The organism is Verrucomicrobiia bacterium, from assembly GCA_035460805.1.
Taxonomy (GTDB): Bacteria; Patescibacteriota; UBA1384; order CAILIB01; family CAILIB01; genus DATHWI01.
In genome coordinates, this window is record DATHWI010000043.1 from 1 (window position 1) to 11,388 (window position 11,388).

Consider the following 11,388-nt stretch of genomic DNA (forward strand, 5'->3'; position numbering starts at 1 on the left):
GGATAGATACGCATCCCAATAGTGCTCCAGACTTTCAGGCGAAAAAGGTCGCCTTCCTTAAGGAAAAAGGGCTAGAAGAGTGTGAGCGGTTAGAGTTTGAAGCTCGCAAAGAACATTTGGCACAAAAGAGCCAGGGGGAAGGCTTTATAAAGTACTCCCTTTCATAATAGTTTTCGAAACTCCTCCCGCACCGCCAGCTAAAGAAAAAAGAGCCCTCTGGGCTCTTTTTTCTTTGACCCGCCCATATGATTACTTCCTCTTAGAAAAGATTCTCCGTACCAGGCTCAGAAACCGGGCTGAACGTGCTTTCTCTAGGTTCACTAGCTCCTCTTGAATTACAGAATCAAGCTTCTCTTCAAAGCGCGGGTTAATAGGGGAAGCCGCATTGTCCCTGGGCAGATCTTTCAGGCTTTCCAGTACTGATGCGCGCGCGATTCCTATCTTGCTCTCTAAATATTCAGCTCCTTTTTCTGATTCAAATTCAGTATCAAGCAACTCCCCGAGGACGGTCTTGGCTCCTTGCCTCGCCTCTGTAATGAGCTCTTCATTAGTAAGTCTCTCTACGCCCACCTCATAGGCTGTTCGCAAAGGGGTACTTGAAGGCCCTTCCTCTACGGGACGTGGTTCGGGCTCTTTATCTGGAGTGGAAGGGTTAAAGCTGGGAAACTCTCGGCTCATGGGATTAATCGCTACTTGCCCTTAGTTTAGAGAATATAATCTAGGATGTCTCGATAACCAGTACTTACTCTGTCGCGTACTGCCCAAGCCTTCTCAGGATCAAATAATCAGAATAGAGTGATTCTTACTTACAGGAGCCCATTATGTCATTGACATTTTCCTCTTTTCCTGATAGATTGACCCCGCTTTGTTAGGTGAAATGCCTACAAGAGGAGCTGTATGATAAACAATATGCCAACGATTCAGGCCGGGTCGGCCATCCTCGCAACATTCCTAAGCGGCTATTTGCCAGATAAGGGTGTTGGCCTCGCCTTCATCGAGGCGGTCGCCAGAAACCTATTCGCCCTACCACCGGTGGACGGGGAAAGTAAGCTGGATCCCAAGGCCATCGAAGTTGCTCAAGAGCTCACTGGAACGGCTTTCGGCGACGTGATGCAGGTGAGTGGCTTCGGAGGGGTTGGCGAGTTCAATCTGGACCGGGTCATTGATGGAGCGCCTTCGCTCGACATGCTCGTCCGCAATGCCAAGCTGGTAGACGAACGGATCATCCCCAGGGATGTCATCCCGTCCGACGAACTCGTTTCGGCTTGCCTGGCCGAATTCCACGCACGCAAGCAAGGCTCGGCCACACCCGAGGCGTAGGCGAACGGCAATAACGTTTTTTCAGTTGAACGCGGAATCGACTGAACCAACCAGCAATGGATAGTTGATGGGGCGGGCACTGCCAAATGCCAATTCGATTAGCAGGTACCTTCGGGTATCTGCTTTTCTTTATGGCAACAATTCCCTCATTCCTACCCATGAGCAAGCTATTTTGGTATAGAGAACTAAGGAATCATGACAAAACCGTACATTGGCATTACCGACTTCACAGATTTTGACCAAGTTCAGGCGATGCAACGTATTGTGCCGCCTGACTCCGACTACCTTCTCCATGTGGGAGTGATGATGAGCCACAGGACGCTCCACGGGCTTCCTACGGAGTGGGCAAAAGCCTTCCCGGCCAAAGAAACGATAGCAAGTATCTTTGCCTCTCCAGATACGTACAACTGCCTGCACTATGCCGACTACAAGTCGCGCCCCGGCTTGGCCGACTCCCTCGCCACAGCCTTAAGCTATGTTGGCAAGAACATCACAGGCCTGCAGCTTGATATGACCTGGCCCGACCCTGGAGAACTGCTGCTGGTACAGGAACAGTTTCCAGAAATGGAGATTATCCTTCAAGTGGGAAAACAGGCGCTGTTGGATGCTGAATCTTCACCCGCAGGCATGGCTGCAAGAATCAAGGAATACGAGGGGATTATCTCCCGGGTGCTTCTTGACCAAAGCGTGGGCAAGGGCGTTCCAATGGACGCGCAACTCTTAATTGCGCTAGCGAAGACAGTGCAGGATTCGTTCCCGGACATGGGAATCGTGTTTGCAGGAGGCCTTGGCCCTGCTTCCATCCACCTTCTCGAGCCGATACGCCAGGCGTTCCCTGATTTGCGCTTCAGCATTGACGCGCAAGGGAGGCTGAGGGCAAGTGGTAGCGCGCTAGACCCAATTGATTGGGAGCTTGCCCGCCTGTATTTACAGAGAGCCTTGGCCTTCTTGGCTTAGGTAGTATCCTTTGCCGCTGCACAAAATGTGCGGCGGTTTTTTTATGCAGTTAATAGGGTGTAACAGTACTTGGTAGCGGTAGGCCTTCTTCCGCCGGAGTCCCAAAAATATCCTCATGCATTTCCGGAATAGTTAGGTAACGAGGCCTATGGTATGAAACATACACGGGACGAACCATTGGAAACACATGTTTGAAAACCCGGCTGTCATCCTGGGTGATGTGATGTTCAGTGTGGAGTTGGTCAACAACTGCATTGAATTGGTCTCGAATGCTTTGCATGTCGCCCTGTGAGAACATCTCAATTGAGCGCACCTGGTCCATGATCCGCGATGCAGCTTCCGCAACCCAGGGAAGAGTGTACTTAGCAAAGAGAGCTGCCTGGCCGATCATGTATCGGCGGAACGCGCGTGAGTTTGCCACCTCGGTGGACACCTCTTGAGCTGCGTGTTCTAGCTTAGGCGCAAAGGTACGTTCCATAATCTCGTCAAAGACGCCGCGTGCGACGCTGGCAAAGGAGGTCGGTCGGCCACCCTGCTGCCGTACGCGAGTTTCAATACTCCTCGTGTACGGTGTAAGGACCGACAGCTTCGCTCGCGCAAATTCATCCGTACCGACGCATTGTATCCAGTCTGCGAACTGAGCCGGCTGGTTCATTGCATTGGCATAGTTTTGATTGGTCCAGTCAAAGTCAGCCAGGGCAAATTTTCCGTACTTAACCTTGAATGCCTCGAAGATTGCGAGTGCGCCTTGTGTTGGTTGACCATCCTCAGCCTTGCGTAGGAGAGAAAGGTACGGGGCGTCGTCTCCCAAGAGTAGGCTGCTCACTGCTGCCCATAGGAGCTGAGTTAGTCGTTCTCGCTGGGAGAGAGCCGGATTAAACTGGAGTGATTGAAAGAGGGGGTAAATCCCGTGTCCCTGATGGTTTAAGTCTTGGACTTCTGACCGTACCATGGAGTCCATAAAGATCATATCTGCCATAACCATAGCAAAGGCTTCGCCCATCATCCGATGTAGAATATACACCGTACGGTTCAGGGGGGTGTCATTCCCGTCTAGTGCTAGATCAGGCGAGGCATAGTGGGTTAGGTCATGCACCAGGTAAACCAACTCAGCGTACAGGTCCTCCTTAGGTGTCAGGGGAATCCCTGCGTTGTAGCCCGGCGCCCAGTAGACCCATTCTCGACGGTTGGAGGCAGAGCGAAAGTGTAATCCATCATTAACTGAGTGTGAGATCAGGTTCAGCAGCCCCCATTCGTTGGCATGCGGGTTATGAATGACCGGGTTTGCATCAATAAAGGGTTTGGCTGGGTTGGTGAAATCAATCGGCTGCCTGTGGTGCCGTTTCCAGTAGTTTAAATCCACCATCCCGTTCTCATTAAGCTCACCATGGGTGTGCGCACGGCCTTGGCCGAAAGGAATGCAGTCAGCAATTACTTGCGCCAGAACTAGCGAGCGGGCAGAGTTCTTGCCCCAAGCACGCTTTGATTCCTGATAGGTTTTCCCGCTGAATGCATGGACGAAGACATCGTCCCAGCCAAAAATATCCTCGCCGCTTTCGTAGCGATGTAAATCGATGTGACCCGGGATTCGCTGGACGTACACCTTTTTTGACAGTGCACCATCAACGAGGCGATACAGCGTTAGTGTTGCCTCGTTGAAAACAGCCCTTCCGTGGTTTTCTGGTGCAATTTTTCGAGTCCCTGTTTCCGAGGGGATAACGGCACCAGTTTCCGGGTCAACAAGGTTGTTCTCTTCACGAAATGCGAAAGGAGGGTAAGGTGATGTCGCACCCTGTTTCTCAGATAGCCATTCCAGGATATCAGTATCGCTCATCCCACCGGGCGCATCTGGCGGGCTACCCTGCTTAATCGCCCCGTTGAGCCCATATTCGCCGAACTGGTCGAGGTACTCTCGAATCTTTGCGGCATTTGTCGTCAAAGCAAGGATTGGCATTGTGCTAGTTAGCGGGCACATTCCAGTGGGCTGGGTGAGTGTGACCCAGTTCCTGGTTTGACCTAAATAGCTCAGGGAACAGTCCGTGTAAGCTAGTGTTGATCAGCCCTAATAACCGTCGGTACTCAGACTCCTTTCCCGGGTCTTGTATGGCGGCAATAAGCTTGCTGAAGTTTTTAACCGTGCCATTGAGGCCGAGTATGGTTGCGCGCGATGTAGGCCACAGGCCGTTGCGCTCCTCTCGCCAATCCTTCTCCTCCATTGCCTCAGGGCGTACCGCCTGTTTCAGGAGTGATGCAATGGTATTCCGCACTTCGATTATGAGTTCAGTGTTCTCTGGTGCCAAAGCAACCATGGGAGGCTCGTTCATGGCGTGTGTCCGGGCGCTTGTTACGCGCGCCAAGTGCACTAAGTCACGTTGGGTATCGAACTCCATTTCGGCCTTCTGCGATAAACCAAGAACACTAAAGCCAAGTAGCACTGCGTGTGCCACCGACGGCACACCATGGTGTTCAACGTTCACGTCATACATTGCATCTGCGGACTTGCCACTTGGATTCATGTACGTCGGCATGGCGTTGGTGCCCATGCCCTGTCGCAGAAGCTGCGCCAGATTACTTGGGGTGAGGTATGCGCCAGGTTCCGTGGCAAGGGCAATGTGTCCCGCTGGTGTGTTTTCATCAAACACTACGGAAATGCCGCCAATCGCACTAATGCCTACGACTGGTTTGGCGAGAACCGTGTTGTTTGCGTCAAAAAACCGCGCTCCGGCGTTCAAGAGTATTTGCTGGAGGCGGCTCTCTACTGGGGTTTCATCTTTACCTCCCAAGCTTTGCCACAAGGCGACTGAGTTAACAAATGTGCTGTCACCAATAACCCGAACGTAAGGACTCGATTCTATTCCAAATGTTTTTGGGGTTTCCACGCGATTCCTTTTGATGATTTGGGTAATTGGCCGTATTGCACGTCGCTAGAGCACTATTACCTATACCATAATTGGCTACGCTTCACATTAAGAAGGTTGACTTTGCCGGGCTTGAGAAAGTGGCTGTCTGATTAAACTCCAATACATGTGCTAGATTAATCCCATGAAGAACACACCAGAAACTCTGGCCGGCTTACCAATAAAACTCTTTGAAACCCCCAAAGACTGGGAATCTTGGCTAAACGAAAACCACCCAGAGCCAACTGGGCTTTGGCTGAAGATCGCCAAGAAAGCTTCTGGGAAACGCTCTGTTTCCTACTTAGAGGCGCTGGATGTGGCCCTCTGCTTTGGTTGGATTGACGGGCAGAAACAGTCGTATGATGCCGAGTATTTTCTGCAGAAGTTCACGCCGCGGCGGGCAAAGAGTACTTGGTCAAAGGTTAACGTGGAGAACATCGCCCGCCTTACTGCGGCTGGCCTCATGCAGGCGCCAGGCCTTGCAGCGGTGGAGGCGGCCAAGGCTGATGGGCGTTGGGACCAGGCCTACGATTCGTCTCGCACAATGGAGATGCCTGAGGAGTTCCGCCTTGCCCTTGATGCGCACCCAAAAGCCAAAGCATTCTTTTCTACCCTCAACAAAGCCAACACTTACGCCATACTCTGGCGTGTCCAGACTGCCAAGAAGCCAGAGACACGGCAGGCCCGCATTGAAAAGTTGATAGCGATGCTAGAGGCGGGGGAGAAGCTGCACTAGGCCTTATTTCTTTGGCTTACTGAGCAAGCGGCTATTTGGGCAGCCCCTTCCAAATACCCTTAAACACTTCCCGTTGGTTGTGTGCCAGGGTGGAATCCACAACTTCAACTAAGAAATGCGGGTGGACCGCCGTTTGAATCATTATCAAGTGATTGCCAGTAACCCAGGTGGTGCCAGTAAAGTTACTGGTTTCGCCCCAAAACTTAATGGTGCGGTTCACAAAGTTCTTTTTGGCCATCTCCTTTTCTGTGGCTGAGTCGTTGCTCAGGAGTTGGAGGGAAATGCCAGGTTCCGTACCTTCCTTCCAGTACCATTCAATCCAGCTGCCATAGTGCTCGACAAATGAGTCATCCTGAAAGCCCCACCAGATTGGGTCAGTCTTTTTAAGGCTGGCATTCCAGATGGGGGTTTGGCGATGGAGGTACTGTTCAAGCTCTTCTTCGCCAATAAAGGTTACCTTTGGCAGTACGTAACGAGTTGCCTGGGTGTACTCCTTAAGCTCTTGGACAATTTCCGGGATAAGCTTTCGTTTTTGCTCAAGTAGCCGCTCTTCTTTTTCGATCACATTCTCTAGCTCCTCAGGGGGGAGGGCCAGGAGGTTTTTGGTTTTACTTGAGAGATCAACGTTTACTACGCCCTTTTTAATGAGTTCCTCGGCAATGCTGTAAGCAGTAGTCCGCTTCATTTTAGTGATGCGGGCCACATTGGCAGGGGAGAGTTTGCCATGTTTAAGGATGGCCAGGTAGACCAAGATCTCCTTATCGCTGAAGCCAAGTTGGGCCAGAAGCTGGGTATTCATATGGATAGTATAGCATGTTGACGAAAAAATGTCGACAGTATGTGGTAAAAATATCAGGTTTAAACATCATAATAGAAAACATAGTGACCTTAGGTAGTTGACAAAAAGTGGTTTCTGGAGTACAATTCTCGCAACATCAAAGCGAGGGGGAACCCAAAGCGGCGAATCGAACTTTTCATAACGATTGGCTCCGAGGCACGAATAAAAATGGAATATAAAGATAACAAAAAAGAGAAAGTAGGATTCTTGTCAGTGAAGCATGATGCTTGCATTGGTGGGTTTAGCCAGACGAGCGTCACCTGTTGCTCTTTCTGGGACGTGCAAAGAGCGCTGTCGCACCTGGACTTTGGAACGTGCCAGGGCATGGTGTGGGAACCTCTTTGGTGCCCAGATAACTACGATGAGATGAACCTCCGCCTTGTTCAGGTGTGGGGCAAGTCCATTAGTAACGACCCGAGAGTATTCAGCATCAGTAACTGGTCCGGAGGATCTGGAGAAGGCTTACTTGTGTCATGTGGAGCGGTGGGTCCAACGGACCGACATCCAATACGGGGCATACGCCTTCCCAAGTCCAAGAGCCAGGTGCCGGAGGGTCATTACTATGTGGCCCTGGAGCTCGTAGCCCAATCTTTTGGGAAAGACAAGCGCCTGAGCGGCACCAATAGGGACGAAAATGGGGCAGTAACTGGAAGTTGGGCGAGTAATATACGACAAGTCTCTAGCGAGGTTGTCGTGTGGAGCTCTGACAATCTTCCTCTCCGTAAATGTCCCGAGGGGGTAAATAGGACACCGGTGCAATACCATGAGTATTTACCAGTCCGTGAAATTACCCACAGGTGGCTGACGCTAACCGACTCTGGTTGCTGAGACTCGCTGACCGAGAACGGTCACTTCTTATCCGGCTTCATCTATTAGATGGAGCCTGAACTAGAGGGAAACCTCAGTACTTTGAAAGGGTGGCGATCCAACGCCGAGGAGAATTCTCGATGAAAGTTGTTATTTACGGTGCTGTCTTTCCCAATAAAAGTCGGCTTTCTGAGGCACTTCTTTCGGACAGTGACCTGGAGGGTTTGAGTGCCACCGCCCTTGAGATTGTGACCCATCTTCAGACTAATCTGGATATTGGGTGCACGTACTGCGTTAAAGTGGCTAACGGCAATGTGTACTCCTGGGGAGTTCACTATCCGGATGGCCTTTACCTCGGAAGTAGTGTTGACGATGACCAGGCTCTTTCTTTGAGCGAGATTCGCAGCAGTCTTCCTTATAGGTCCAGCTAACCAGCCGATAGTTCAATATCGACCCTGAACACATAGGGGAGCGCAGCCGCAAGGCTGGCACGGGGATACCAAAAGGCCCGGTCGAAAGGTGAATAGATTTCAAGAAGAGGATCCAAGTGATCCTCTTTTTTTGTTGGCTGCCTGTTTACTGAGCGCCCCTTAAGATCCTCGGTAGTATCAGTGGGGTTATGAGGGTGGTTATGAACGCCATAAAGGTGATTATGGCAGCTCCCTCATCCCCAATCACACCAAGGGTTAACCCGAGGCCTGCAATCACCAGGCCTACTTCTCCGCGTGGAACCATTGCAAAACCAACGCCCAGGGCATAGCGGGCACCTTGTTTATAGTTTGCCAGGTACCCTCCGAGTACTTTTCCAATAATGGCCAGTAGTGTGACAGCCAGGGCGAGTACCCATGTCCGGGGATTGTTAAACGTGGAAAGGTTTAGCTGTACACCAATCATCACAAAGAAAAACGGGGTAAGGAATTGGTAGAGGGGCTGTGTCATGCGCAAGATTTGTTCTTGCCCACGGCTCTCTGCAAAGATAACTCCTGCAAAGAAGGCCCCAATGATGGCGGCCATGCCAAAATAAGTTGAAAGGGCAGAGAGGCCAAGCATAACGGCAAGGGCGAGAGTAAAGGTTCCCCGTGCGTTCAGGTTGGCTCGCGCAGCATGCGCCGCCAGTAGGCGGGGTAGGAGCAGTACCGCAAGGATGCCAAAGCCAACCACTTGGGCTGCGATAAGGCCAAGTTGCGCAGCGCGGAACACGCCGGTCTCACTATATGAGGCAATGATGGCAATGACTGAGATACCGAGTATGTCATCCAGTACCGCAGCCCCTAGGATAACTGCGGCGATCGGGCTGCCATTCAACTTTCGATCCCGTAGGAGTTGCGCCGTCACCCCTACACTTGTGGCAACACCTGCCGCCGCAAAGAACAGGGCGACAGGTGTGGAAACCTTTAGGAGGAGTGAGGCAGATAAGATGAGTAAGAAGGGTAGGATGACCCCCAGTACTGCCGTAGCCACCGCTGCCTTGCCCACCTTTCGGAGTTGCTTTCCACTTACTTCAAGCCCGCTGGTAAACAGGAGGATGACCGCCCCTAGGATGGAGAGGGTTTCAAGAAAGGGCCCAGGTTCCAGCCAGTGAAGGAATGAAGTGCCTAAGAAAACACCGGCGAGCACTTCTCCTAGTAACGCGGGAATGCCTAGCTTCCTGGCTAGTTTTCCTAAGAGCGCAGCCCCGGCGAAAGCGAGGAAGAGTTGTAGAATGAGGTGGCCTGATTCGTCCATATGCCCATGATACCAGGTTATGAGGACTAACTTAGACCAACCTGAACCATCTATCAGTTAACATTGAGCAATCTCTGGAAGATGGCGTCCCTTATCTCACCTGACTGAGCATGGCGGTCGCGGTACTTTCGAGTCAGCTCCTGCACTTCAGGTGACCCGCCTGCGGCGTAGTGGTTTATTGTTTCCAGATCGCGCTTTGCTGCTTCTGCCAGCCCGTGGAACTCCTGAATGCTCTGTGCCTCCCTTTGGAGGGCGGTTTGGAGTTCGGGTGAGAAACTGTGTGAGCCGGGCTGTCCCACCATCTGGACAGCCTCCAGAAGAACGCCTGCGATGGTTACATCGTCGTACTGGGACAGGCGGTCCAAAGGCAGGGCGCCTCCCCAGGCATCAATAAACTCTGCAGGGGAGAATGAGCCGCCAGACTCCGTGCCATGCTGCTTGGCCCACTCAGTAAGCTTGCTGTGGATATCAGAAGTTGAGCCGGGGTTCTCTCCCCAAAGCTCTGCCACCTCTTTTACAGTTGAAGTAAGAATGGGGAGGTTGCGTTCAAAATCAGGGGAAAAAGCGGCAATATTCTCAGTTCCCGCATATTTTTGGATGGTCTGCATGTAGTTGTATGCAGAGTCGGCGACAGGCTTCTCGAGAGTGGGCATGCTCCCAACCCTCTCGACAAGGTTTACGCGGGGCGGTTCTACCTCAGGAGGGGTTGGTTGTGTGAGGACTTCGAACTTCATTACTTTCCATCTTATTACTCCAATAAGTATACAGTACGCATACGACTGCTCTACCCCCTTAATCTGCCAGTCAAAAAAAGACCCCCAACGGGGGTCTTTTTCTAGAAAGCGGGTGCTTCCTTACATTGGCAACAACTCATACACCTCAACCCAGGAGTCATCCCCATACGCCATTGGGCAGGTCATGGCCATGTCTACAGCCGCCTTTAGGTCGGTTGCCTTCACAATGCTATAACCAGTGGTGCTTTTGGTGTCCATTGCCACTTTCTGGTCTTTAATTTGGGCCTGGCAATTTTCCTCAGCGTTAAACGGGTTGCCTCCATCTACAATGTTTTCACCCATGCTCTCAAACCACTTCATCCAGTTGGCCGTAGCATTTTCAGATGGGGTCATCCGCGGGTTGTCCAAGTGGTACAAATAGATAAATTTCTTCATGAATCCTTTCTGCCAAAAGGCAGGGTTATGGTTAGCTAAGGTGAGAAAGGTAGTTCTCCAGTGTCTCCGAATCGCTACCCCAAAATGCCTGGAATTTTCCCAGCCATTGCTGCGCGAGGCGAAGGCCAAGCCGGTTGAGCGCTACAAAGTTGGTGCGCCCAATCTTTTTCCTCTGAAGGAGCCCGGCACTTTCCAATGCACGGATGTGCTTGTGAATTGCGGGCAACGAGAGGGAATGCAGCTCCGCTAACTGACCAACAGTTGCTGGGTGCAGGGTAAGGGTCTGCAGAATGTCACGACGCTTGGTATGGGCAAGGGCAGCAAATACCACATCGAGTTCTGGAGGGGGAAGGGATGAAGACATATAGTTAACTACTTAGTTAACTATATAACAAAATGACTAAGAGTCAATGCGGCGTTTTATGGTAACAAAGCAGGAGACAGGATATGGCTTAACCCCTTTGTACCTGGTATAACGCGGGAAGGAGAAAATTGATGGAAGAGTTTGCGTTGATAACCTACTGCATCCCGTACAAAGAGTCGGGAAGCTTACGGCTAATAGCCAGTGTCGATGGCGCCGCCGCAGCGGTCGCCACATTCCGGGCTGAAGAAGAAGGGGTTGTTTCCAGGGCAGTCCAAATAGTACAAGAGTTTTGCCGGCAAGGCCGCACTATCTACTATGCTGTCCTGACCACGGGACCCTTGAAAGAGGATGCCCAGACTATCGCTGTCCTCTACAACCAGAAAGAAGAGCCCCTGGAGGGCAAGTTTGGCGAGTACTATAACGTTGCCAGGGAACGGGGCGCGGGAGACATGTTTGTTCCGTTCGATGTCCCGTAGGGGAACTATCAGGCCGTCACTAGGTGACGGCCTTTTTATATCCTTCGGTTGCCTGGCGCAGACTTACGTAAGGCTTATTTCTTAAGCCAACTATTGGAG

13 protein-coding genes are annotated in these 11,388 nt (G+C 51.6%); 5 read left to right on the forward strand and 8 right to left on the reverse strand.

The features are described 5' to 3' along the window. Nucleotides 1-249 precede the first annotated feature (249 nt). Nucleotides 250-678, reverse strand: a complete 429-nt coding sequence (locus tag VLA04_01445; protein ID HSI20360.1) for a hypothetical protein — start codon at nt 676-678, stop codon at nt 250-252. 231 nt (nt 679-909) lie between these two features. On the opposite strand from VLA04_01445, the gene VLA04_01450 reads away from it, so the two are divergent. Continuing rightward, nucleotides 910-1,320, forward strand: coding sequence for a hypothetical protein (locus VLA04_01450; GenBank protein ID HSI20361.1), 411 nt, complete (start codon nt 910-912; stop codon nt 1,318-1,320). A gap of 195 nt (nt 1,321-1,515) precedes the next feature. After that, entirely contained in the window at nt 1,516-2,277 is a 762-nt protein-coding gene (locus VLA04_01455; GenBank protein ID HSI20362.1) for a hypothetical protein, read from the forward strand. Between the two features lie 49 nt (nt 2,278-2,326). Here the strand turns inward: VLA04_01455 and VLA04_01460 are convergent, their stop codons facing one another. Together VLA04_01460 and VLA04_01465 are read right to left on the reverse strand one after the other, a co-directional pair. After that, nucleotides 2,327-4,231 carry a hypothetical protein gene (locus tag VLA04_01460; GenBank protein ID HSI20363.1) on the reverse strand — a complete coding sequence of 635 codons (1,905 nt, stop codon included), beginning with the start codon at nt 4,229-4,231 and terminating at the stop codon, nt 2,327-2,329. Nucleotides 4,232-4,235: 4 nt separating this feature from the next. Next, nucleotides 4,236-5,060: a hypothetical protein gene (locus VLA04_01465; GenBank protein HSI20364.1), complete on the reverse strand. Its 825-nt coding sequence runs from the start codon at nt 5,058-5,060 to the stop codon at nt 4,236-4,238. Between the two features lie 259 nt (nt 5,061-5,319). On the opposite strand from VLA04_01465, the gene VLA04_01470 reads away from it, so the two are divergent. After that, a complete protein-coding gene (locus VLA04_01470; protein ID HSI20365.1) occupies nt 5,320-5,910 on the forward strand; it encodes a YdeI/OmpD-associated family protein in 591 nt (196 codons plus the stop codon). A 31-nt stretch (nt 5,911-5,941) separates the two neighbouring features. Here VLA04_01470 and VLA04_01475 read toward each other — a convergent pair whose 3' ends face one another. Then, entirely contained in the window at nt 5,942-6,709 is a 768-nt protein-coding gene (locus VLA04_01475; protein HSI20366.1) for a helix-turn-helix domain-containing protein, read from the reverse strand. A gap of 986 nt (nt 6,710-7,695) precedes the next feature. On the opposite strand from VLA04_01475, the gene VLA04_01480 reads away from it, so the two are divergent. Further along, on the forward strand, nt 7,696-7,986 hold the full coding sequence (locus tag VLA04_01480) for a hypothetical protein (protein ID HSI20367.1): 291 nt from the start codon (nt 7,696-7,698) through the stop codon (nt 7,984-7,986). A 145-nt stretch (nt 7,987-8,131) separates the two neighbouring features. Here VLA04_01480 and VLA04_01485 read toward each other — a convergent pair whose 3' ends face one another. The 4 genes from VLA04_01485 to VLA04_01500 all read right to left on the reverse strand — a co-directional run bounded on the left by VLA04_01485 (nt 8,132) and on the right by VLA04_01500 (nt 10,813). Next, the gene (locus VLA04_01485) at nt 8,132-9,280 is read right to left on the reverse strand and encodes a cation:proton antiporter (GenBank protein ID HSI20368.1); all 1,149 of its coding nucleotides are present in this window, start codon (nt 9,278-9,280) and stop codon (nt 8,132-8,134) included. Nucleotides 9,281-9,333: 53 nt separating this feature from the next. Further along, the gene (locus tag VLA04_01490) at nt 9,334-10,014 is read right to left on the reverse strand and encodes a hypothetical protein (protein ID HSI20369.1); all 681 of its coding nucleotides are present in this window, start codon (nt 10,012-10,014) and stop codon (nt 9,334-9,336) included. Between the two features lie 120 nt (nt 10,015-10,134). Continuing rightward, nucleotides 10,135-10,449 (reverse strand): hypothetical protein, encoded by a 315-nt coding sequence (locus tag VLA04_01495; protein ID HSI20370.1) that lies wholly within the window; start codon nt 10,447-10,449, stop codon nt 10,135-10,137. A 31-nt stretch (nt 10,450-10,480) separates the two neighbouring features. After that, entirely contained in the window at nt 10,481-10,813 is a 333-nt protein-coding gene (locus tag VLA04_01500; GenBank protein HSI20371.1) for a winged helix-turn-helix domain-containing protein, read from the reverse strand. A gap of 131 nt (nt 10,814-10,944) precedes the next feature. On the opposite strand from VLA04_01500, the gene VLA04_01505 reads away from it, so the two are divergent. Beyond that, entirely contained in the window at nt 10,945-11,289 is a 345-nt protein-coding gene (locus tag VLA04_01505; protein HSI20372.1) for a hypothetical protein, read from the forward strand. Nucleotides 11,290-11,388 lie beyond the last annotated feature (99 nt).

Excerpts from the sequence above, each read along its gene's own strand:
- VLA04_01445 (HSI20360.1), bottom strand. The coding sequence starts at position 678 with ATGAGCCGAGAGTTTCCCAGCTTTAACCCTTCCACTCCAGATAAAGAG.
- VLA04_01450 (HSI20361.1), top strand. The coding sequence starts at position 910 with ATGCCAACGATTCAGGCCGGGTCGGCCATCCTCGCAACATTCCTAAGC.
- VLA04_01455 (HSI20362.1), top strand. The coding sequence starts at position 1,516 with ATGACAAAACCGTACATTGGCATTACCGACTTCACAGATTTTGACCAA.
- VLA04_01460 (HSI20363.1), bottom strand. The coding sequence starts at position 4,231 with ATGCCAATCCTTGCTTTGACGACAAATGCCGCAAAGATTCGAGAGTAC.
- VLA04_01470 (HSI20365.1), top strand. The coding sequence starts at position 5,320 with ATGAAGAACACACCAGAAACTCTGGCCGGCTTACCAATAAAACTCTTT.
- VLA04_01475 (HSI20366.1), bottom strand. The coding sequence starts at position 6,709 with ATGAATACCCAGCTTCTGGCCCAACTTGGCTTCAGCGATAAGGAGATC.
- VLA04_01480 (HSI20367.1), top strand. The coding sequence starts at position 7,696 with ATGAAAGTTGTTATTTACGGTGCTGTCTTTCCCAATAAAAGTCGGCTT.
- VLA04_01485 (HSI20368.1), bottom strand. The coding sequence starts at position 9,280 with ATGGACGAATCAGGCCACCTCATTCTACAACTCTTCCTCGCTTTCGCC.
- VLA04_01490 (HSI20369.1), bottom strand. The coding sequence starts at position 10,014 with ATGAAGTTCGAAGTCCTCACACAACCAACCCCTCCTGAGGTAGAACCG.
- VLA04_01495 (HSI20370.1), bottom strand. The coding sequence starts at position 10,449 with ATGAAGAAATTTATCTATTTGTACCACTTGGACAACCCGCGGATGACC.
- VLA04_01500 (HSI20371.1), bottom strand. The coding sequence starts at position 10,813 with ATGTCTTCATCCCTTCCCCCTCCAGAACTCGATGTGGTATTTGCTGCC.
- VLA04_01505 (HSI20372.1), top strand. The coding sequence starts at position 10,945 with ATGGAAGAGTTTGCGTTGATAACCTACTGCATCCCGTACAAAGAGTCG.